Annotated in this window: 21 protein-coding genes and 1 pseudogene; 18 read left to right on the top strand and 4 right to left on the bottom strand. The window is 60.5% G+C overall.

From position 1 onward, the window contains the following. Positions 1-6: 6 nt before the first annotated feature. The 10 genes from arcC to BM194_RS15815 all read left to right on the top strand — a co-directional run bounded on the left by arcC (position 7) and on the right by BM194_RS15815 (position 11048). Entirely contained in the window at positions 7-936 is a 930-nt protein-coding gene (gene arcC, locus BM194_RS15770; protein WP_092848698.1) for a carbamate kinase, read from the top strand. Between the two features lie 145 nt (positions 937-1081). Further along, positions 1082-2158 carry an HlyD family secretion protein gene (locus BM194_RS15775; RefSeq protein WP_092848700.1) on the top strand — a complete coding sequence of 359 codons (1077 nt, stop codon included), beginning with the start codon at positions 1082-1084 and terminating at the stop codon, positions 2156-2158. Beyond that, positions 2155-4887: a ribosome-associated ATPase/putative transporter RbbA gene (rbbA, locus tag BM194_RS15780; protein ID WP_092848702.1), complete on the top strand. Its 2733-nt coding sequence runs from the start codon at positions 2155-2157 to the stop codon at positions 4885-4887. Before BM194_RS15775 ends, rbbA begins: the two co-directional genes overlap by 4 nt. Position 4888: 1 nt before the next feature. After that, positions 4889-6004 (top strand): ABC transporter permease, encoded by a 1116-nt coding sequence (locus tag BM194_RS15785; protein WP_092848704.1) that lies wholly within the window; start codon positions 4889-4891, stop codon positions 6002-6004. Positions 6005-6087: 83 nt separating this feature from the next. Continuing rightward, positions 6088-7209: an ABC transporter permease gene (locus BM194_RS15790; protein ID WP_224415589.1), complete on the top strand. Its 1122-nt coding sequence runs from the start codon at positions 6088-6090 to the stop codon at positions 7207-7209. Beyond that, positions 7206-7997, top strand: a complete 792-nt coding sequence (locus tag BM194_RS15795; protein WP_092848708.1) for an ABC transporter ATP-binding protein — start codon at positions 7206-7208, stop codon at positions 7995-7997. The genes BM194_RS15790 and BM194_RS15795 overlap by 4 nt, the downstream gene beginning before the upstream one ends. 2 nt (positions 7998-7999) lie before the next feature. Then, positions 8000-8938: an MlaD family protein gene (locus BM194_RS15800; protein WP_092848710.1), complete on the top strand. Its 939-nt coding sequence runs from the start codon at positions 8000-8002 to the stop codon at positions 8936-8938. Then, entirely contained in the window at positions 8935-9561 is a 627-nt protein-coding gene (locus tag BM194_RS15805; protein WP_092848712.1) for an ABC-type transport auxiliary lipoprotein family protein, read from the top strand. The genes BM194_RS15800 and BM194_RS15805 overlap by 4 nt, the downstream gene beginning before the upstream one ends. 87 nt (positions 9562-9648) lie before the next feature. After that, on the top strand, positions 9649-9810 hold the full coding sequence (locus BM194_RS15810; protein WP_177223433.1) for a hypothetical protein: 162 nt from the start codon (positions 9649-9651) through the stop codon (positions 9808-9810). Positions 9811-10019: 209 nt separating this feature from the next. Then, on the top strand, positions 10020-11048 hold the full coding sequence (locus BM194_RS15815; protein WP_092848717.1) for a zinc-dependent alcohol dehydrogenase family protein: 1029 nt from the start codon (positions 10020-10022) through the stop codon (positions 11046-11048). A 67-nt stretch (positions 11049-11115) separates the two neighbouring features. On the opposite strand, the pseudogene BM194_RS20960 reads toward BM194_RS15815, so the two are convergent. Further along, positions 11116-11280 (bottom strand): annotated as a pseudogene (locus BM194_RS20960) (IS30 family transposase); the annotation flags it as partial. Between the two features lie 161 nt (positions 11281-11441). Between BM194_RS20960 and BM194_RS15820 the strand changes: the two are divergent. Further along, positions 11442-12592, top strand: a protein-coding gene (locus tag BM194_RS15820; protein ID WP_092848719.1) for an IS3 family transposase whose coding sequence is annotated in 2 segments (ribosomal slippage) — positions 11442-11685 and positions 11685-12592 — 1152 coding nt in all. Because the reading frame shifts where the segments join, the coding sequence is not laid out codon by codon here. Here BM194_RS15820 and BM194_RS20670 read toward each other — a convergent pair. Continuing rightward, positions 12589-12744 (bottom strand): hypothetical protein, encoded by a 156-nt coding sequence (locus BM194_RS20670; RefSeq protein WP_177223435.1) that lies wholly within the window; start codon positions 12742-12744, stop codon positions 12589-12591. The genes BM194_RS15820 and BM194_RS20670 overlap by 4 nt on opposite strands. 457 nt (positions 12745-13201) lie before the next feature. On the opposite strand from BM194_RS20670, the gene BM194_RS15825 reads away from it, so the two are divergent. Continuing rightward, complete coding sequence (locus BM194_RS15825) at positions 13202-15556, top strand: DNA topoisomerase (RefSeq protein ID WP_092848722.1); 2355 nt, start codon at positions 13202-13204, stop codon at positions 15554-15556. 195 nt (positions 15557-15751) lie between these two features. After that, positions 15752-16288 carry a hypothetical protein gene (locus BM194_RS15830; protein ID WP_092848725.1) on the top strand — a complete coding sequence of 179 codons (537 nt, stop codon included), beginning with the start codon at positions 15752-15754 and terminating at the stop codon, positions 16286-16288. A gap of 1397 nt (positions 16289-17685) precedes the next feature. Here BM194_RS15830 and BM194_RS15835 read toward each other — a convergent pair. Beyond that, positions 17686-18303: a helix-turn-helix domain-containing protein gene (locus BM194_RS15835; protein WP_092848727.1), complete on the bottom strand. Its 618-nt coding sequence runs from the start codon at positions 18301-18303 to the stop codon at positions 17686-17688. 142 nt (positions 18304-18445) lie between these two features. Between BM194_RS15835 and BM194_RS15840 the strand changes: the two genes are divergently transcribed. After that, a complete protein-coding gene (locus BM194_RS15840) occupies positions 18446-18778 on the top strand; it encodes a DUF2274 domain-containing protein (RefSeq protein ID WP_177223436.1) in 333 nt (110 codons plus the stop codon). A 5-nt stretch (positions 18779-18783) separates the two neighbouring features. Here BM194_RS15840 and BM194_RS15845 read toward each other — a convergent pair whose 3' ends face one another. Beyond that, positions 18784-19326 (bottom strand): hypothetical protein, encoded by a 543-nt coding sequence (locus BM194_RS15845; protein ID WP_092848732.1) that lies wholly within the window; start codon positions 19324-19326, stop codon positions 18784-18786. Between BM194_RS15845 and BM194_RS15850 the strand changes: the two genes are divergently transcribed. From BM194_RS15850 to BM194_RS15865, 4 genes are read left to right on the top strand one after another with little or no spacing between them, the layout of a single operon-like run. Beyond that, positions 19325-19900 (top strand): hypothetical protein, encoded by a 576-nt coding sequence (locus tag BM194_RS15850; RefSeq protein ID WP_092848735.1) that lies wholly within the window; start codon positions 19325-19327, stop codon positions 19898-19900. The two genes, BM194_RS15845 and BM194_RS15850, sit on opposite strands and share 2 nt — an antisense overlap. Further along, the gene (locus BM194_RS15855) at positions 19878-20579 is read left to right on the top strand and encodes a hypothetical protein (RefSeq protein WP_143097604.1); all 702 of its coding nucleotides are present in this window, start codon (positions 19878-19880) and stop codon (positions 20577-20579) included. The genes BM194_RS15850 and BM194_RS15855 overlap by 23 nt, the downstream gene beginning before the upstream one ends. Next, positions 20576-21583: a TraU family protein gene (locus tag BM194_RS15860; protein ID WP_092848741.1), complete on the top strand. Its 1008-nt coding sequence runs from the start codon at positions 20576-20578 to the stop codon at positions 21581-21583. Before BM194_RS15855 ends, BM194_RS15860 begins: the two co-directional genes overlap by 4 nt. Further along, positions 21568-22542, top strand: coding sequence for a type-F conjugative transfer system pilin assembly protein TrbC (locus BM194_RS15865; RefSeq protein ID WP_092848743.1), 975 nt, complete (start codon positions 21568-21570; stop codon positions 22540-22542). The genes BM194_RS15860 and BM194_RS15865 overlap by 16 nt, the downstream gene beginning before the upstream one ends. The last annotated feature ends 1 nt before the right edge of the window (position 22543 follow it).

The following is a 22543-nucleotide window of genomic DNA, read 5'->3' on the forward strand; positions in this document are numbered from 1 at the left end:
AACACGATGCGCATCGTCACTGCCCTGGGCGGCAATGCCCTGCTTCGCCGGGGTGAGCCGTTGACGGCGGACAACCAGCGCGAGAATGTACGCATCGCCTGTGCCCAACTTGCCAGGATCATTCCCGGCAACGAAGTGGTGATCGCCCACGGCAATGGTCCCCAGGTCGGCCTGCTGGCCCTGCAGAGCGCAGCCTACAGCGATGTAGCCCCCTACCCGCTGGATGTACTCGGTGCCCAGACGGAAGGCATGATCGGCTACATGATCGAGCAGGAACTGGGCAACCTGCTGCCTGTCGAGGTCCCGTTCGCCACCCTTCTCACCCAGGTCGAGGTGGATGCCGCCGACCCGGCTTTTCAGCATCCGAGCAAGCCCGTCGGGCCGGTGTACTCGCTGAAGGAGGCTCAGCGTCTGGCCAAGGAAAAGGGCTGGGACATCGCCCCCGATGGCGAGGCTTTTCGCCGCGTGGTTGCGAGCCCGCGGCCCAAACGCATCTTCGAAATCCGTCCCATCAAGTGGCTGCTCGAGAAAGGCAGCGTCGTCATCTGCGCCGGCGGCGGCGGTATCCCGACCACCTACGATGAGGGACGCAAACTGCACGGTATCGAAGCGGTCATCGACAAGGATTCATGCTCGGCACTCCTCGCTCAGGAACTCGCCAGTGACCTGCTGGTCATCGCCACCGATGTCGATGCTGCGTATATCGACTGGGGCCAGCCCACCCAAAGGGCCATCGCCCGCGCTCATCCCGATGCGCTGGGGAAGTTGCCTTTCGCGGCAGGCTCGATGGGTCCAAAGATCGAGGCCGCCTGCAACTTCGCCCGTCGCACCGGCAAGGAGGCCGTCATCGGCTCCCTGGCGGATATCGAGGCCATTGTCCAGGGTACGGCCGGGACGCGCATCAGCCTGTCGACAGCAGGAATCGAGTATCGCTGAGCGGCGACTCGACCGGGCGCAGCACCGTCGCTGGCCGCTGCACGCCTTGACCGGGAACAGCATACATGCCTGAATGTATGCTTCCTTATGCCATCACACCGCTTTTACAGCCCCTGCCCCATGGCGACCGGAGCCTGTCAATATCATGAATCGACCACACCGTAAGCGACTTATCCAAGCTCTGCTCTTCGTCGTCCTGCTAGGTGCCATCGGCCTTGTCGCCTGGTATGAGCTGCGCCCCAGTGGCCTGGGCGACGCCATCGCCAGCGGCAACGGACGTATCGAGGCCACCGAAATCGATATCGCCACCCAACTGAGCGGCCGGGTCGAGGAGATCCTCGTCGACGAAGGCGATTTCGTCGAGCCCGACCAGGTGCTGGCGCGCATGAACACCCGCACCCTGCAGGCGGAGCTCAGCCAAGCCAAGGCCGAGGCGCTGCGTGCCCGCAATGCCCTGCAGACCGCCCATGCCATGGTGGCCCAGAGCGAAAGCAACGAGGCCTCCGCCGAGGCGGTCGTTCAGCAGCGCCAGGCGGAACTCACTGCGACCCGCAAGCGCTTCGAGCGCTCGAACACGTTGCTTCAGCGCAACGCTATCTCCCGTCAGCAGGTGGATGACGACCGCGCTGCCATGCAGAGTGCTCAGGCTGCACTGGCGGCTGCCAGAGCCCAGGTGGCGGCAGCCCAGGCGACGAGCGCGGCGTCCCGCTCGCAGGTCATCGAGGCCGAATCCGCCATCGAGGCCGCCGAGGCCCGGGTGGAACGGGTGCAGGCGGACCTGACGGATAGCGAGTTGCGTGCCGACCGCCTGGCTCGCGTCCAGTATCGCGTGGTTCAGCCGGGCGAAGTGCTGGCCGCCGGGGGCAAGGTGCTCAACCTGATCGACCTGACCGACGTCTACATGACGTTCTTCCTGCCCACTTCGCAGGCCGGTCGCGTGGCGCTCGGTGACGAGGTACACCTGATTCTGGATGCCGCGCCCGACTACGTGATTCCCGCCCGGGTCAGCTTCGTCGCAAGCTCCGCGCAGTTCACCCCCAAGACGGTGGAAACCGCCAGTGAGCGGGAAAAGCTCATGTTCCGTATTCGCGCACGCATCGATCCGCAGCTGTTGCGCGATCATCTCGACCAGGTCAAGACCGGCCTGCCCGGCATGGCCTACCTCAAGCTCGATCCTGACGCCGAGTGGCCCGACTCCCTACAGGTGAACATTTCGTCATGACTGGGAATGTCGTCATACGGCTGCACAGCGTCGGCCTGCAGTACGCCAGCACGGTGGCCCTGGCCGACGTGAGCCTCGAGATCCCGGCCAGGCAAATGGTCGGGCTGATCGGTCCCGATGGCGTTGGCAAGTCGAGCCTGCTGGCGCTGATCGCCGGGGCCAGACGCCTCCAGGCAGGCGGCGTGGAAGTGCTCGGGGGTGACATGGCGAACGCAGAGCATCGCCGCCTCACGGGGCCGCGCATCGCCTACATGCCCCAGGGACTTGGCAAGAACCTGTATGCGACGCTGACCGTACGCGAGAACCTCGAGTTCTTCGCTCGCCTGTTCGGCCAGGAGCGGGCCGAGCGCGAGCGGCGCATTGCCGACCTGACCCGCAGTACCGGCCTGGCCGATTTCACCGAGCGCCCCGCCGGCAAGCTCTCTGGCGGCATGAAGCAGAAACTGGGCTTGTGCTGTGCGCTGATCCACGATCCCGACCTGCTGATCCTCGACGAGCCGACCACCGGGGTCGATCCGCTCTCGCGCAGCCAGTTCTGGGACCTGATCGCCCGCATCCGTCAGCAACGTCCCGATATGAGTGTCCTGGTGGCCACGGCCTACATGGACGAGGCCCAACGCTTCGACTGGCTAGTGGCGATGAACGACGGCCAGGTGCTCGATACCGGCACGCCCCGGGCGCTGCTCGAGAAGACCCGCTGCAGCTCGCTGGAAGAGGCGTTCGTCGCACTGCTGCCGACGGAAAAACGCCGCGGCCACCGCCAATTGACCATTCCACCGCGACCCGCCAACGACGACATCGCCATCGAGGCCCATGGCCTGACCAAGCGCTTCGGCAACTTCACCGCGGTGGATCATGTCGATTTTCGCATCGAACGTGGCGAGATCTTCGGCTTCCTCGGCTCCAACGGCTGCGGCAAGTCGACCACCATGAAGATGCTCACCGGCCTGCTGCCGTTCGAAGAGGGCGAGGCTCGGCTGTTCGGCCAGGCGGTCGACCCCAACGACATCGAATCGCGACGCCGGGTCGGTTACATGTCCCAGGCGTTCTCGCTGTACAGCGAACTCAGCGTGGGCCAGAACCTCGACCTGCATGCCCGGCTGTTCCACATGGACGCCGCCGACTATCGGACACGCCGTCAGGAGCTGCTGGAGCAGTTCGACCTGCAGGACGTCATCGACGCCCTGCCCAGCAGGCTGCCGCTGGGGGTGCGCCAACGCCTGTCGCTGGCCGTTGCGGTACTCCACCGTCCGGAGATCCTGATCCTCGACGAGCCGACTTCCGGTGTCGATCCGGTCGCCCGCGACAATTTCTGGACCCAACTGGTCAAGATGTCACGCGAGGACGGCGTCACCATCTTCATCTCCACCCACTTCATGAACGAGGCCATGCGCTGCGACCGCATCTCGCTGATGCACGCCGGCCGGGTACTGGCCAGCGATACGCCTCAGGCGCTCCAGGAGACGCGCGGCGCCGACACCCTGGAACAGGCTTTCATCGCCTATCTGCGCGAGGCCAGCCAGGCACCGGATACGGCGGCGGACTCGACACCGCCCCAGGCGCCACCCGCCGCGGCACCGGCCGGTGCAGACACGCCGCCGCCGCGTTTCAGCCGTCGCCGACTGCTCAGCTACGCCCGACGCGAGGGCATGGAACTGCGTCGTGATCCGATTCGCGCCACACTGGCCCTGGCGGGAACGCTGATCTTGTTGTTCATCATGGGCTACGGCATTACCATGGATGTGGAGGATCTTTCCTTCGCCGTGCTCGATCGCGACCAGACCACCACCAGCCAGCACTATATTCTCAACCTGTCCGGGTCGCGCTACTTCGAGGAACAACCGCCTCTGCAGAGCTACGCCGACCTGAATGCACGCCTGCGCAGCGGCGATATCAGCCTCGCCGTGGAAATTCCGCCCGGTTTCGGACGCGACCTCAAGCGCGGCGCTTCGCCACAGGTCGCCTATTGGATCGACGGCGCCATGCCGAGTCGCGCCAGCACGATTCAGGGCTACGCGCAGGGCATCCACAATGCCTACCTGCAGGAACTGGCACGCAACACTGGCGTGTCGGACGCCGGAGCACCGGTGGATATCGCCCTGCGCTATCGCTACAACCCCGACGTGCAGAGCCTGCCGGCCATGGTCCCAGCGGTCATCCCGCTGTTGCTGATGATGATTCCCGCCATGCTCACTGCCCTGGGGGTGGTGCGCGAAAAGGAACTGGGCTCGATCACCAATTTCTATGTCACGCCGGTGACCCGCCTGGAATTTCTGATTGGCAAGCAACTGCCCTACGTGGCCATGGGGATGGTCAACTTCGTCCTGCTGATAGTGCTTTCGATCGTCGTCTTCGGTGTGCCGGTCAAGGGCAGCCTGCTGGTCCTGACGCTGGGTGCGTTGCTCTACGTGATGTGCGCCACGGGACTGGGACTTCTGATCTCGTCGCTGTTCAACAGTCAGATTGCTGCCATCTTCGGCACCGCCATCGTCACCCTGGTACCGGCCATCCAGTTTTCGGGCATGACGCACCCTGTCTCGGCCATGGAAGGGGTCTCGGCGATCATCGGGTATCTTTATCCCACCAGCCACTTTCTGCTCATTAGCCGGGGCGTATTTTCCAAGGCGCTGGGGCTGCTCGATCTTTATCCCTATTTTCTGGCCCTGTTAGTGACCATTCCCATCCTGGGAGCACTGAGCATCCTGGGCCTGAAAAAGCAGGAGCGGTGAGATGAACGCCATTGCCAACATCCTGCACCTTGGCTTCAAGGAACTGCGTACACTTTTCCGCGATCCGGCAATGATGGTGCTGATCGTCTACTCCTTCACACTCAGCATCCACTCCAGCGCCACCGGGATCCCGGAATCGCCTTATCGGGCCACCATCGCGGTGGTCGACGAGGACCGCTCGCCAGCATCGCAGCGCATCATCGATGCCTTTCAGGCGCCCTACTTTCTCGAACCGGTGCTGACGAACCATGCCGAAATGGACGCTGGCATGGACAAAGGGCGCTATACCTTCACCTTGAATATTCCGCCCGATTTCCAGCGCGACCTACTCGCAGGCAGGTCGCCAGCGATCCAGCTCAATGTCGACGCCACTCAAGTCAGCCAGGCCTTTTCCGGCGCCGGCCACATTCAGCAGATCGTCAGCAGCGAAGTCGCCACCTTCCTGTCCGGTTACGCCCCCGACGCCTCCCCCCCCGTCCAGGCGGTCGTACGTACCGTCTACAACCCCAACCTGTACCAGTCCTGGTTCGGCGCAATAAATGCGGTCATCAACCAGATCACCATGCTGTCGATCATCCTGACCGGTGCGGCGCTAATCCGCGAGCGTGAACACGGCACCATCGAGCATCTGCTGGTCATGCCGGTGACCCCCTTCGAGATCATGTCCGCCAAGGTCTGGTCGATGGGATTGGTGGTGCTGGTAGCCGCCGCCCTGGCCCTGCACTTCATCGTAGAAGAGTGGCTGGACGTGCCGATTACCGGGTCCGTAGCGCTGTTTCTGCTGGGCACGACGCTGCACCTGTTCGCGACCACGTCCCTGGGGATCTTCTTCGGCACTGTGGCCCGTTCCATGCCTCAGCTCGGCCTGCTGATCATCCTGACCCTCATGCCTCTGCAGGTGCTTTCTGGCGGCATGACACCGCGCGAAAGCATGCCGGAACTCATCCAGAACATCATGCTCGCCGCGCCTACCACCCATTTCGTGATGCTGGGGCAAAGCATCCTGTTTCGAGGAGCCGGACTAGCCATCGTCTGGCCGCAGTTGCTGGCGCTTGTAGTCATCGGCGCGGTCTTTTTCGCAGTTGCCCTGTCCCGGCTGCGTAAATCGCTGGGATGAGCGAACACAAGATGAACAGAGCACAAGTTGTTGCCATGCCTACCGATGCCTCTAATCGTGACTCTCCTGAGATGCCTTCATCCATGACCGAGCCGGGCCACATCGAACAGCAGGACAATCGCCTGGCCATCGTCGGTGCCTGGACCCTGCCGCACTACGCCGCTTTACGCCTTGAACTCGATCGCAGTCCCCGGCGTGAAATGACCGCCGCGGCAATCGATCTCACCGAACTCGGCGCCCTGGACACCGCCGGCGCCGCCTTGTTGGCGGAACTCGTCGGTGCCCAATGGCTTGCCGAGATCGACGACAGGGCTCCCGAGTTGCCGGCGACACGCCGCGCCCTGCTGCGCACCTTGGGCGAAGCCATGGCCGACAACCCGCCTCCCACGGTGCGCCCCGGCCGACCGCTTTGGGACACCCTGGCCCGGATCGGCCAGCTCGTCGAGGGAATCTGGCAGCAGCAACGCCAGTTGCTCGGCTTCATCGGCCAGGTGCTCGCCGCCCTCGTCGCCACTGGCTGGCGGCCGGGCCGCTGGCGTCTTACCTCGATGGTGGCCCAGTTGCACCAGACGGGCCTCAATGCCCTGCCCATCGTCGCCCTACTGACCTTCCTGGTGGGCGCCGTGGTGGCCTTCCTCGGCGCCACGGTGCTGCGCGATTTCGGCGCCACCCTCTACACCGTCAACCTGGTCGCCTTTGCCTTCCTTCGCGAGTTCGGCGTGCTGCTCGCCGCCATCCTGCTTGCCGGTCGCACCGCCAGCGCCTTCACGGCCCAGATCGGCGCCATGAAGGCCAACGAGGAACTCGATGCCGTGCGTACCCTCGGCCTCGATCCCATCGAGCTACTGGTGCTGCCCAGGGTGTTGGCGATGATGCTGAGCCTGCCGATCCTTACCTTCGTGGGCATGTTGAGCGGCATTCTCGGCGGTGCCCTGGTCTGCCTGCAGGCCCTGGATATCTCGCTTATCCAGTTTCTGGCCATCCTGCAGCGTGACATCCCGCTCAACCACTTCCTGGTGGGACTCGCCAAGGCACCGCTGTTTGCCTTCCTCATTGCAGTAATCGGTTGCCTGGAGGGCTTCAAGGTCAGCGGCAGCGCCCAGTCGGTGGGCGAACACACCACCTCGAGCGTGGTGCAGTCGATCTTCGTGGTGATTCTGCTGGATGCAGTGGCGGCGCTGTTCTTCATGGAGATGGGCTGGTGAGCGCGTCCCGGGAACCACTGATCCGGGTTCGCGGACTGGCCAACCGCTTCGGCCAGCACAGCGTTCATGAGAACCTCGATCTCGACCTCTACCCGGGCGAGATCCTCGGAGTAGTCGGCGGCTCGGGCACCGGCAAGTCGGTTCTGCTGCGCAGCATCGTCGGCCTGTTGCGGCCCAGCGCCGGGCGCATCGAGGTGTTCGGTGAAGACCTCCCGCAGCTCCCCGCCCGGGATCGCTCCCGAGTGGAACGCCGTTTCGGAGTGCTCTTCCAGCGTGGTGCGCTGTTCACCTCACTGACCCTGCAGGAGAACGTCGCCCTGCCACTGATCGAGCACGCCGGACTCCCCCGCGCCGACGCCGAAGCCCTGGCCCGGGTCAAGCTGGCCCTGGCCGGCCTGCCCGGGGAGGTCGCGATCCTGTACCCCGCCGAACTCTCTGGCGGCATGATCAAGCGGGCCGCGCTAGCGCGTGCCCTGGCACTGGACCCCGAAGTGCTGTTCCTGGACGAGCCGACGGCGGGCCTGGACCCGATCGGTGCGGCGGCCTTCGATCGCCTGATTCTGACCCTGCGCGACGCCCTGGGTCTGAGCGTTTTCCTGGTCACTCATGACCTGGACACTCTCTATGCCGCCTGCGATCGGGTGGCCGTGCTATCGCGCCGGCGTGTGCGGGTTGCCGATCGGCTCGACATCGTCGCGGCCACCGACGATGAATGGATCCACGACTACTTTCATGGCCCCCGAGGCCGCGCCGCCTATCGGGCGGCCCATCCAGAAGAGAGCCCCTGACGATGGAACCTCGTGCTCATCATGTGCTGATCGGACTGTTCACGGTGATTACCCTGGGTAGCGCGCTGCTGTTCGCCCTCTGGCTCGGCAAGTCCAGCGTCGACCGCGACTATGCCTGGTACGAGATTCGCTTCAACCGGGCCGTCAGCGGGCTCGCCGAGGGCAATGCAGTCCAGTACAGCGGTATCGAGGTCGGCGATGTAGTCAGGCTACGCCTCGACCCCCAGGACCCGCGCCAGGTACGGGCGCTGATCCGCGTCTATAGCGACGTTCCAGTGAAGCAGGATACCCGCGCCAGCCTGGCGCTGGCCAACATCACTGGCACCATGAACATCCAACTGCTCGGCGGCACCCCGCAGAGTCCGCGCCTGCAAGGCGGCCGCGACGATCCTCCACTGATCCAGGCCGAACCTTCGCCGCTGAGCTCGCTGCTCGCCAACAGCGAGGAGCTCTTCGCCCAGGTGGAGCGCTTGCTGACCAGCGCCAACCGGCTGCTTTCCGCAGAGAATGCCGAAAGTCTGACGCGCACCCTGGGCAACCTGGAGAGCGTCTCGCGGGCGTTGGTCGACCAGCGTCACGCCCTCGGCGAAGCCATGGCGCGCTTCGGACGGGCCGGCGAGCAGTTCGAGGCGGCCCTCGAAAGTTTCAGCCGACTGGGCGAGACTGCCAACGGCCTACTGGACAAGGAGGGTGGCGAGGCTCTGCAGAGTGCCCGCCGCGCGATGCAATCGCTGGAGTCTACTACCGCCCGGCTGGATAGCCTGACCGCACGCCACGAGGGCTCTCTGGCCCGGGGCCTTCAAGGCGTGGGTGAACTCGACCCGGCCATGCGCGAGCTGCACGCTACGCTGCGCGTCCTGAACCGTCTGGTGCGGCGCTTCGAGGAGAATCCGGCCGAAGCCTTACTAGGCCGCGACGAGATACAGGAGTTCAGCCCATGAATCCATCCCGTATGCCACGCCTCGCCATGGCACTGCCGGTCCTGATTCTGGCCATGCTGCTCGGGGGCTGCAATGTGCTCCCCGAGCGCGAGCCGGTACGCCTGTTCACGCTCTCCGAACCGTCACTGTCGGCATCCTCTGACGCCGTCCGCGACCTGACTCTGCGGGTCGACACACCGAACGCCGGGGCGCCGTTGAATGGCCCGCGCCTACTGGTCATGTCCCCCCCTGGTGAGTTCCAGGTCTATGCCGGGGCACGCTGGCGTGACGATGCCCCACGACTGGTGCGCGATCATCTGATCGAAGCCTTCCGCCTCGACGGTCGCCTGGCCGCCGTAGTGGACGACGCCAGCCGGGCACGCAGCGACACCACCCTGGCGAGCCATCTAGGGGCCTTCTATAGCCGCTACCGCAAGGGCACGCCCGAGGTAATAATGCGCCTTGACGTCCAGCTTCTCGACGAGGCGAACCACGAGGTACTGGCCAGCCGACGCTTCGAGGTAGCGGCACCCAGTGATGACGACAGCCTAGAGGCCGTAGTCGAGGCCTTCGGCCGCGCCGCCGACCAGCTCGCCAGCGAGTTGGTCGACTGGACACTAAGAGAATTACCTTTACAAAAGTAGCGAGTGAAGCCCACGCATGGCGAAATCAGCCGAAAAGGGGACTTTGGTGCTTCATGCGGATTTGGCTTGACCAAGCAGGCGACCCTCATGCTCGCAGTACCGACCGCCCACTTCGTGATGCTGGGGCAAAGCATTTTGTTTCGTGGCGCAGGGTTATCGATCGTCTGGCCGCAGCTATTGGCGTTAGTGGCCATTGGCACGGTGTTTTTCCTGTTCGCCCTGTCCCGGCTGCGTAAATCGCCGGGATGAAGGTACACGGCTTTGGCATTCCTATAGCGAATGGAGATGGCCCGGCAAACATATGACTCGCGATTCATTCTCTAGAATTAATCTGCTCATGAAAAAGGCTTCACCAGCAATAATTCTGACATCAATCAAGTCCTGGCATCTCGTAACATCCATACTTTTAGTGAACAGCGGCCAAAGTCACTGGTCGCGTATATAGGAGTACCGGATCGATGAAAGCACTTGTCTATGAAGGGGTGGGTCAACGTCACTGGAAAGACAAATCCCATCCTGGCATCGAAAAACCTACGGATGCCATCGTTCGGTTGACGCATACCACCATCTGCGGAACCGATCTGCATATTCTCAAAGGTGACGTCCCCGCGGTTGAAGCCGGCCGCACCTTGGGCCATGAAGGCATCGGTATCATCGAGGAGGTTGGCGATAGCGTCAGCAGCCTCAAGCCTGGCGATCAGGTGCTTGTCTCCTGCATCACGTCCTGTGGCCACTGCGACTACTGCAAGCAGGGCATGTATGCTCACTGCCGTGATGGCGGCTGGATTCTGGGGCACAAGATCGACGGAACCCAGGCCGAGTTCGTGCGCATCCCGCATGCCGACAACAGCCTCTACCGCTTACCTCCGGGGCTCGACCCGGCTGCCGCGCTGATGCTGAGCGATATCCTGCCCACCGGCCATGAGATCGGCGCACTCAATGGCGAGGTCAAGCTCGGCGATACCGTGGCCATCATCGGCGCCGGACCGATAGGCCTGGCGGCCCTGCTGACTTCGCGCTTCTATTCGCCGGCCCGCATCATCATGATCGATCCCGACGAGAACCGGCTGGCCGTGGCCCGCCAGTTGGGGGCGACCGATACTGTCAGTACCGATCCTGTCGAAGCGATCATGAAACTCACCGACGGCGACGGCGTCGATGTGGCCATGGAAGCCGTGGGCATCCCCGAGTCGTTCGATACCTGCCAGCGTATCCTGCGACCTGGCGGAAAGCTCGCCAACATCGGTGTGCACGGCCGCAGCGTCGAGCTCCGCCTCGAGGATCTGTGGATCAAGAACGTCACGGTCCGCACGGGGCTGGTGAATACCAACACCATTCCAGTGCTGATGCGTTTTCTCGAAGCCGGTGGCATCGACGCGCAGAGCTTGATCACGCACCGCTTTGCCCTGAACGAGATCGAGCAGGCCTACGATGTGTTCTCGCGTGCCGCTGCGGAAAAGGCTATCAAGGTATTATTGACCGCCTGATCAATGATTCGGCCTAACTGGAGTATTAGGCCGATTTCAGAGGCCAGGGACACTTGGATTCCTGAATTCAACTAATAAGCGCAGTACCTGCGGTTTTTACTGCCCCTGAATATTCACCGAGAAATACCTGGGCAGGTGTCCGATAACCCAGGCGCTTCCTGGATCGGCTGTTGAGCTTCTCTACCACGCGTCGTAGCTCGGCATCGCTTACCCTCCGGAAGTCGGTACCCTTCCAGGCCGTGTTAAAACGGAAAACGGCCTAGCTTGGCTATCAAAAATCTGCCCCGCTTCGTTCGGGTTGGTTCCTTTGGGGCATGGCGCGATCAATCAACTGAATCGCCCCTAGTTTCGTAGACACCTCCAAGCCTTATACTGAAGGCATCAGGAGGTTCCATGAGCCGTCAACGATACACCGAAGAATTCAAGATCGAAGCCGTCAAGCAGGTGACGGAGCGAGGCCATCCCGTTGCTGAAGTCGCCGCCCGGCTGGGCGTGTCCGGCTATAGCCTGTATCAATGGATAAAACGCTACGCCAAGCCTGTGGAACATCGACAACAGGATGCTGATCTTCAAGCTGAGAACCGGCGCTTGAAGGCAGAGCTGAAGCGTGTATCAGAAGAACGAGATATTCTAAAAAAGGCCACCGCGTACTTCGCCAGAGAGTCCGACTGAGGTACGCGTTTATCCACGACCATGCGGACCAATACTCGGTGCGGTGCCTGTGCCACATGATGGCGGTGCATCCCAGTGGCTACTACGCCTGGTGCCGTAATGCTCTGTCTGAGCGGGCCCGGGATGACCAGCGCCTGCTGGGACTGATCAAGCACGCCTGGCTCGAAAGTGGCGGTGTGTATGGCTATCGTAAAATCCATCAGGACTTGCGGGAGGCTGGCGAAGCCTGTGGCAAGCATCGGGTGGCCCGCCTGATGCGCCGGGAAGGGCTACGCTCCCAGACGGGTTACCGACGCCGCCCTGGTTGCTACGGCGGTGCACCGGCAAGGGTATCGCCCAACCACCTGGACCGACGGTTTGAGGCAACAGCACCCAATATCGTGTGGGTCACCGACATCACCTACATCCGTACCTACGAGGGCTGGCTCTACCTATCGGTAGTCATCGACTTGTTCTCTCGACAGGTGGTGGGCTGGTCGATGAAGTCTCGCATGACCACTGACTTGGCATTGGATGCCTTGCTGGCAGCGGTTTGGCGGCGAAAGCCGCAAGGGGTTGTCATGGTGCATTCGGATCAGGGAAGCCAGTTCAGCAGCACCGATTGGCAGAGCTTTCTGAAGGCCAATCAACTGGTGGGTAGCATGAGTCGCCGTGGTAACTGCCACGACAACGCCGTTGCAGAAAGCTTCTTCCAACTCCTCAAGCGTGAACGGATCAAGCGGCGAATCTATCCGACCCGAGAAGCTGCCCGGAGCGATGTGTTCGATTATATCGAGATGTTCTACAACCCAAGGCGCCGCCATGGGACGAGTGATGACCTATCACCCGTTGAGTATGAGCGGCGTTACTTCCAGAGCTTGAGGGGTGTCTAGAATACCCGGGGCGATTCATTGAGCGGCTGGCATACGGCCACCAGCGTTACCTCCTGTTCCTGTGCATCGCGCACGGTCAGGATCTGGAACCCCTCTTCACCGACGAAACGAACGGCACTAACCACACCGCTCAATTCCTCCAGGTTGTCCATGAATCGCCCTCGCAAATAAAAAAACCCGGCTGGGGAGGCCGGGTGAGGTAGGGAAATCAGGCTCATACAGGGGAGCGCGGCATGTCAGCACGCCCGGGCCACGCCCGACATCAAACTCTGGATCTGCTACTGGGGAGCCCTCTGAGTTGAGAGTGAGAGAGAAGCCGGATCAGGGCTAGCTCAGAAGGCTCTCCGGTAGCCCCGTAATCGGGACGACCAGACGGCTGATGCGCATCCCCGAAGCCGCGTCAGGGGAGAGAGGAGATCACGGGCGCACTCCGCTTTATTCGGTCAGCGGGATGGCTAACTCTGTTTCTCACGCCTATGTGTTGCTATACTAGACGACACTTTTTAAGAAAGCAATACACTTTGTCGATGAAAGACATCGTATTGTCGGCTTGCTTCTGAGCGGTGCGATTTTCCGCTCTTCTTTCCCTACCGAAGGACGACCTTCAGGATGACATCAAGAGCACTCATTCTGTGTGAGAAACACTCGGACCAGGCCGATAAGATTGCCCCAGCCCTGGGGCTTACCCGCAGTGGCAGCGCCTACACCGGCACCTGGAATGGCGTGTCCCTCACCCTCGTCTGGGCAGCTGGCCATCTGCTGGCGCCTGTCGAACCCTCCGAGGTGAGCCCCGAGGCCAACTGGCGTGATCCCCGCAGCCTTCTACCCCTGCCGACCGCCTTTCCTCAGACGCCCACCGACCGCGGCAAGAAGTACCTGGGCAACCTGAAAAAGGAACTCTCCCAAGCCAGTGAGGTGTGGCTCGCGACCGACCCCGATCGCGAAGGGGAGGCCATCGGTTACGAGATCCTGCAGTACGCCAAGTACCGGGGAACCGTGAAGCGGATGTGGCTGACCGGCTCCATGGAAGCGGCCGACGTTCAGGCCGCGGCCAAGCGCCTCAGGAACGCCGGGGAAACCATCTCTTTCTGGCGGGCTCAACAGGCTCGAGCCAACGCCGATGGCTTCTGGCAGTACCTTGTACGCGCCTACACCGCAACCGCTCGCCTTGGCCTTATGGGAAGCGATTTGGCGAAAGGGGAGGGCAAGGCCGGTGTCGTGTCAGCCGGCCGTGTCCAGTCCGCCACCCTGGGTCTGGTCGTCACTCGCGATCGCGCCATTGAGACCTTCGTTCCGGTCGACCACTACCAGGCAAAGATCACCTTGGGCGGGGGCGAGCTGACCTACTCTCCAGCCCCTCCGATCGCTGGCGCCAGCAGTATCCAGCTCCAGGATGACGGCAAGCCAATGTTCCTGGACCGGGCTGCCATGCTGGCATTCACAAAGCGCCTCGAGGCTGCCGATACCGCTTCCATTCTGGAGGCCGAGACAAAGCAGACGGCCAAGCATCCACCCTTGCCATACAGCCTCACAGCGCTTCAGCGGGACATGTCCAAACTGTACGGGCTGACGGCCACACAGACGCTGAAAGCGGCCGACTCTATGCGTAGTGACGGTTACCTGACCTATCCCCGAACAGAGCACGGCGAGCTACCGGCCAGCCTGTATAACCGGAACGACCTGTTGGCCATCCTGGGTGGCGCAGCAAAGGCTGACGACGCGCTCATGGCGCCAGCTCGCCAGGCCGGTCGTCGGCATTGCATGGAGGGCACTGAGGCACCACGGCCACGCTGCTTTACCGACAAGCCGATGAACCACCACGGGATCATCCCAACCCGCAAGACACCCGACCTCTCCGCTCGAACTGAGGCCGAACGAAAGGTCTACCTGGCATGCGCCAAGCAATTCATCCAGGCCCTCTTACCGGCCGCTACCGTCGAGGCATTGAGTGTCAGCGCCAGCATCGATGTTGAGGACGTACTGGAGCGCCAGCCAGCCCTGTTCGCCGGCACCTTCAAGCGCATCATTGACCACGGCTGGATGACCGCATTCGAGGCCCAGAAAGCCCAGAATGACCTACCCCCACTGGTGGCCGGCGCCAGCATTCCGATCGAGGCTGTCAGGCTTCACGAGGCACGCACCGAACCGCCCAAACACTTCACGCTGCACGATTTGCTGAGCGCCATGCTGAATGCCGGCCGGCACGTCGATGGGGAAGATGCTGCTGCACTCCGTAAGGCTGAAGGAATCGGCACACCAGCCACCAGGGATACGGTCATCCAGACGTTGTTCGATCGCGAATACATCGCAACCAAGCGCAAGGGCAAACAGCAGCTGATCGTCTCCACCCCGCGAGGCCGCGCATTCATCGACCACACCCCCACCGAACTCTCCGATGTTCGTGTGACCGCCGCTTGGGAACGTCAGCTCGATGCGATCCAGAACGCCCCCAACGATACCGCAGCCAAGCAAGGCCGAGACGCCTTCATAACCGCTCAGCGCGACTTCATTACCACCCGCATAAACGAGGCAATCGACATCATGGACAATGCACCAGAAGCCGTTATGGAGGCAGCCAACGGTCCCACAGAGAACATGCTGTCCGCAGCTCGCAAAATCGCCGCAGCTCGCAGTCTCACGCTACCGGAAGGCATCGAAAACAGCTTCGATCTGTGCCGCGCATTCCTGGACGAGGTAATGCAGCAGACACCGCCTCCTACTGACAAGATGAAGGCCTTGGCAATGCGCCTGGCGGAAGAGAATGAGGTGACACTGAACGGTGAGCTGACCTCCTTCAAGGAGTGCAAAGCCTTTATCGATAAGTACATGCAGACCAAGGCACCGACCGCGAAGATGATTGCCGCTGCAGAGTCCGCAGCAAAGCGCTACCGAGTGCAGCTACCCGAGGCTGCACGTACCTCCATACAGGAATGCCGCATGTTCCTGAACGAGCACCCGCGCTAGCCCGCCGCGAGGCACGCCCGGGCACCCCCTGGACGGGGATAAAACATAAGGTTAATCGCAAAGAACACAACCGAAAAGGACTCCCCTTGCCAAGGAAGGCGCTCACTGAACTCCCTCCAAACCGGAATCGCTCAGACATATTCGACCGCACAGAGCGAGAAGCCTGTAGCGGGGTAGAGGATAATAGGAACCACCATGCACGAAGCACATCACGACGACGAAGAAATGCAGACAGAAGTTGCTCAACAACGTCGATCCCGCCGTACTGTCGATAGGGAAGTGCTGGCGCACGAAGCCGAGCTTATGGTGGGCGCACTGACGGCTGATATAGATGCGATTATGGGAGAGTACACAAGGCAGCTTCTGGACATCGTTGAGCGCATCAGACAAGCCCAGCCACGCTCCCATGGAGCCGTACTATTGGATGTCAGCCGCTGTGGTTATGGTTGCCTGGGATGCCCCCACCCGGTATGGAAGAAATGGGTCAACCGACAACAGCATAGCCGGCACGCCCCCTCTACCTGGCACGCCGTTAGAATACAGCGGCCAGGGGTAGCTGCAAGAGCCAAGTCCGTCCCCCAGGAAGCACGGGAACTGATTGCTGAAGCCCTCGTTCTGATCGAGCGTAGAGCACGTTTTATCGAGCACTTGAAGCGGATCAACAAAGCGATTGGTACAGCTCGCCACTATCGTCCAGAGCTGTGCCAGCAAGGCGTTACTGAGGGCGACTAAACACATCAGTAACCAAAGTTCATGAACATCTCTCCATGGCTCGCAGGCCGCCACTGCGAGCCATTTTTATGGCCCTCACGATACTAAGCCTATGCATACGATGCGCCACTGTCCGTGACCTTTCGTAGAGCCAGGTTACCGAGTCCATTACTGCGTTCCACCAACCCATTAAGATGGGCACAGGGGCACCGCTACACGCGATCCAACTCGCCATGTCCATGTATGTTTGCGATGCATAGAAACATAGATGCAATAGCAACCAGAGAGGATGCTAAGCGCATACTCAACGGCTCTCCATAGAGATAGGTCTGGGAGACAACATAGGTACGTTAGTAAGCAGAGTTTCTGCCCACTCGAAAGCTGTTCTGGTCTCCAATATTACCCGCTCCCGATTAAGGCCGACTGGGGACTGTATGCACCTACGGAGTGTGGGGGGAGCCCATACCACCATGTTCAATATTTCCGCCTTCGATGCGTGAACGTCCACGGCGAATGTGCGCTTGTCGGGATGTGGGGGAGGCCATGCCACCGCGCTCGATGCTGGCGCCTTCGATGCGTGAGCAACCACGATGAATGTGTGCGTGTCGGGGTGTGGGGGAGGTCATGTCACCGCGCTCGATGCTGGCGCCTTCGATGCGTGAGCAACCACGATGAATGTGTGCGTGTCGGGGTGTGGGGGAGGCCTTGCCACCGTGCTCGATGCTGGCGCCTTCGATGCGTGAGCGTGTGCCTATATTAGCCGTTTTGAACGAAGTTGATTCGGGGCGAATTCCAAGTTCAGTAATTGCAAGGCCTAGGCCTTTCGAGGCTTGCCTCATGATCGGCCGCGAAGCGGCCCATGTGCATTTCGTGGAGTGCAACGCTGAAACTACGCTATGACCTAATCACTCCACACCAACATGCCTCTTCGCCCTCCGAGAACGAAGTGACTTGGGGCGGATTTACGGTAACAGCATTGATCAATCTAGGCCTTTCGAGGCGCGCCTCGTATTCAGCCGCGAAGCGGCTCATGTGCTTTTCGTTGACTCAGTAATAACTGAAACGGTGGACACAACAATTATGCTCTGGAACAGGCGTCAGGAACGCACACGAAACCATTAGAATTGCACCATAAGACACGAGCCGCTGCCGCCTATAAACACCTTAGAATTAGGAGCTTACAAGACGCCAAAAGGACACGCGGATAGTGCTATCTTCAGAAAAGGGGCAAGAATGGGGAGCTGACCGAGACGGCTAACTCGAACGGATCACGGCCTTATAATCAAATCAGGGTAGTTGTGGGAATGTTCCCTCTCGTCAGGCAGCCGGCTTGTCTCGCTGCCTCTCGATGAGTCGAGCGTAAGGGCCAAACCCATCGAGCCAAGCCAAAAGCTCTCACTCCTGGCTAGGGGAAATGCTTATTCCTTGCTGGGGTACTCGCCCCTGAATTCATCCATGCTCTTGAGGAGGTCAAGATAATCGATTCCGCCCGTAATCAGGCGGGTCTTGGTGGCACGCTCATACATCCACACGCTCCACAATTTCATGTGGGTAGAGGCGCCTTCAATGTCCTTGGGCATCATGCCGCCCCATTCAGGATCATCAGCCATAAACTGGAGAGCCCGGTCAATGGCGCGATCCAGGTCATTTCGCGGTGAGTAAAAGTCAGCCAGCCGTACCTGTTCCGCCAAAATCATCACGGCCAGCACTGGATAGTTCAGCCACTCAGCAAACCGCTCTATCACATCACGCCCCAAGCTGCTGGCTAACCTTCGCCCCGTCTTCAGGTGGCTGAGGGTGCTCGGTGCAATACCGAGGTGTTCCGCCAGGTCAGTGGAAGCTACCCCTTCGCTAACGGCTCGCTCGAAGATTACCTGCACGAGCTTGTAGCCAGGCGTCTCCGGTTCTATTTGCAGGTAGTCAGTCCTTGGCCCTTTGGCCTTGCCCTTCTGCCCGTCCTTGGGGCCAGAGCCAGGCTTGCGCTTTCCGGCTTCCACGACCGTTCGTAGGTCTTTGTCCTTGTTCCCCTGAGCCAAGTCTCTCTCCCATATGCCCCACGGCATTTCAGCTAGTCAAATTGAACTATACCGGATGACAGATTTAATTCCCTATCGCCTATCCGGTGCCGCTGTGTCGGCGGCAAGATTGCATCGCTACATCATAACCCAGGAGTTAGCAATGCTCATCGGCCGCATCGAGCACGATCCCAAAAAACAGCTTCCGCTGCAGTTGCCTGAGTCAACGCTCGGTCGACTTGAGCTGTACAAGGAGCTGTACCAGCAGACATTTGGTGAAAAGGTTGCGAACAGCGATCTGGTAGACCTCATGCTCACCACCCTCATGGACAGGGACCGCGCTTTCAGGCGGTACGAAAAGGAGGTGGAGCGGAGGAAAAAGCAGGAGGCAAAGCAGCAGGAGAAATTGGCTGGGGAGACCCCCTCAGCAGAACAGGCTGCTACGGGATCTCACGCTGAGGCACCGAGCCATCAGCGTGAGCCCCACCAGGCATAAGGGCGCTAGGTCTCGATATGCTGTGCTTGGATGACCTCACACATCTGTTCAACCAGGGGCACAACTCGTCGCCACTTGGTTCGCAGAACGCGATGGTTACCTGTGGCCCAACTGCGCACAGAGGTTACCGCCTCGTCAGCGGCTACAGCTATCTGGCGTGGGGTCATCACTTCCATCCAGCGATCCACTGTGGCTTTGACCTCTTTGGCATCGACCCAAGCACCGCCTTCAATGGCGACGTTCTCGGCCATGATTTCATCAATGGCTTCGAGCACTTTGTCATAGGACACCTTTCGAGGGACCGCTCCCCCTGTCCAGGTATGGATAGAGGCCAAGGAAACCGAGCATCCAAGCTTCGCAGTCAGGTGCCCTGCGATCGTGGCCAGCGTCATGCCGTAATCGTCACGCAGCGTAGTTATACGTCGAGCCAGGTCACTGTCGGTCGTGCTTCGAGCAACACGTCCTCGGGTTGTCGGGATGCTGACCTTGATCTCGCAGCCATGCCTTTCAAGCGTGTTGATCAGGTCGTTCAGGAGTGCGTCACGCATGGCTAACCTCTTTGAATATCTGGCAAGTCAACCGCCCTCTGAAATGCAGCGACTTGTTGGTTGGACGGCTGCCCGACTGCATATCCCCAGACAATGGCAGGAGGATATGAAGCAGGAAATATACGTGGCCTGGTTCTCTAAGGAATATGACCCTTCGTATTCCCATGATGCGATCATGAAATATGCTGGTGAGGCGGCGTTCCTCGCGGTCAGCACATGGCGCCGCCATACCATCCTACCAGTGACCGTTCACAAGGCCGGCCAGGCCGATAGTGAACCCAGGGCTGAACAGTTTGACCTGATGGCCGAACAGATCCCCGGATTCACTGAAGAGTTCAATGACGAAATCGACATTGACCCTGAAGCCTCTATCGAGGCCACCTCAACGGTGTCAGCGCACCTCATCGACCTACCCAAACGCTCAGCTCGATCTGAGCTGTCTCATGAAAACCTGCTAGCCCTACACTGCGAAGGCCTTTCAGCCGCTGAGATCGCAGCCGCAGCGAACATGACCGAGCGCAGCGTATACCGCAGATTGGAACGGCTTAAACATGGAAAACGTAGTACAGTATAGTAAAATTGCGGCGTTATCGGTAGCGCTCTCAGCTGCCGCCATACCCTCAGCCGCACTTGCCTCAGAGCAGGATCTGGGGGTGCTGGGTCCTACCTGGGAAATCATTGAGCCCGACATGCGGCTTGCGATCGTGGCAGAGGCCCGCGGTGTCGACTGGGGCGCCGTCAATGAGCACCTTGCAGAGCAGGCCCAGAATCATACTCGAGACATACCTGATTGGTTCGTCCCGATAGCCGAGCACACCGAAACTCACTTTGTAGATCCCTCCTACACGCTCGGTGAAGACATCGAGGCCCTGAAGCGGCAACCCGATGGAACATACCAATGGGGTGTCATTTACGAGGCCGGCACCAAGGTCAATCCCCTCGAGCACATGCAGCCCGAGAGTTGGTTACTCGTCGTGGATCTCCGTGCCGACGAACAACGTGAGCTGGCCAAGTCCCTCAAGGCTCGTCACCCAGCCAACCTGACAGTGATCGTCACAGCGGGTGACCCCGGTGATTTGGCATCGGATCTTGGGCAAGCCGTGTACTTCGCAGAAGAGTGGCATTTCGACCGGCTAGGTATTACGCACACACCCTCGCTTGCTGGCGTCAGGGACAGCCGGCCAGACGTGATCGAAGTGACCCATTTCGCCTACCCCTACGATGCCACCACTTTGGAGGAATACCTGCCATGAAGAGGCTATTGCTCTCTGTCCTGACTGTGGCTGCCCTCACTTCGGGGAATGCTTACAGCTCCTCGCCGCTATCCGGTTCAGCTGCATGTCGAGGTGAGGTTTTCAATCCCATCAACGACGCGAATTGGAACAACATGTTTCCAGTCACCGTGGCCGGTATTTCCACGGGCGGTGGCTCCAACCCATCCCTCATGCACATGGACCCCATTTGTATGTGCCCCGGCCCCTATGGTGTCGATATGCCAGGGATTGGGATGACTTATTGGGAGCCAACTTTTTTAGCTGAAGTGGCACGAACACCTGGCTGTATGTCGACTCTCGGTGGCACACAAGTGCTTACCGGATACGACTCGCTGACTTCCAACCAGACGTATGGCTCGGGACGTGGTGAAAGCAGCGTCACCAGGATGCAAATTCACTGGTATATCTACCCACTCTTCAGCGTCCTCAACATGATGAGTTCACTGGGGTGCATGAACACCTCCGGTTTCAACCTTGCAAACCTTACAGAGGTCGATGCCACTTGGCAGGATGACACCTGGACCTCGATTGCCTTTCCAGAGTCAGCTCTCTTCGCCAATCCAGTTGGCGCTCTTTCGTGTATCCCCGACGCCGTGGCCTCGGCCGCAGGGCGCCCGCTTGACATGATGTTTTGGTGCCAGGGATCGCAGGGCGTCGTCTACCCACTCACAGGCTCTAGCACCACGCACAGCTCCCCTCAAGGCGGCAACCTCCATGTTCTTGGCAAATACATGCAGCGAAAGACGCGAATGGCAGGCCTGCTATCGACTACCGGCCCATGGGCGGAATGCCAGTCCGTTTACCTGCCGAACATGATCCGCAGTCAATATCGGATTGATCCTGTGGCTCCCGTAGCCAGTAACCAAACCGCCGTTCTGGGGATGTCCGAGTTCCGCTGGGGGATGCTGCCTCCCGCCAACACCGCCGTTCGTACCGATTCCGCATTCTTGATCTGGGTAGGTAAGCAATGTTGCGCACTCTGACCGCGATTACTTTGACGTTGATCAGCACGTCCGCGTTAAGCCAACAAACGCCCGTAGAAGCCGCCCAGGGCGCGTTCACCGCTCTCCAAGGCTCACAGGCACCAAACAATCTGTTCTCTGGCCAGGGAAGACCTGAGGCCATTCTCGAAGCCATGGGGGCGGGTACAGGGGGTGCTGCTGGGCAGGTTGCTGGAATGGAGATGATTGAGAACGTCCGTGCCCAGGGCCAAACGGGAGGCATTGCAGACCCCGAGATGGCAGCTGAATGGCAGGCTCTGAGGGAGTCATTGGATCTCGGCGAGCAGGACAGGCTGTATTTCTTCATCTCGTTCTCAATGCCCGAGAGCTTGATTCGAGGCTATGCGCTCGACGCGGCCAGAGCTGGCGGTGAGCTGGTTCTGCGTGGTGTGGAGCCAGGCATGAACCTCCGCGACTTCACCATGGAGCGATTGCTGAAGGTTCTACGACCAGGAGGGATGACAGCGCCGATCCAGATCGACCCGCGACTCTTCGATACCTACGACATCGAGACCGTACCCACGATCGTCCTTGCCAAGGAAGATCCCATGGGTGTGTGCCAGACCGCCAAGCGGCAAATCGGCGAAATCAATGGTCAGCAGCTCGAGTACCAAGGCTGCCCCAAGGGCGACCCAGAGGACTACTGGAAGGCAGAAGGGTCAGTCACTGCCCTATATGCCTTAGAGCAATTCAGCAAACGCGGGGCCAGCAATGCCGAGGTCTACATCAACGCATTGAAAGGCGAGGGCGCCGAAAGCGCTCAAGAGCAGGCAGGCATTGCAACAGCACAGTGGGAGTCGCTGACCGATGAGTTAGCTGAGCGCAACGCGCAAAGACTCAAAGAGCGGTATCAGGGCACCGATCGCGAAGTCTATGACACGCCCATGGGGCCGGCTGTTGGTCCTGCAGGACAGAATACTGACCATCTCTGGGAGGAGTAAC

Origin of the sequence: Modicisalibacter xianhensis (genome assembly GCF_900113605.1) — a bacterium.
Taxonomy (GTDB): domain Bacteria; phylum Pseudomonadota; class Gammaproteobacteria; order Pseudomonadales; family Halomonadaceae; genus Modicisalibacter; species Modicisalibacter xianhensis.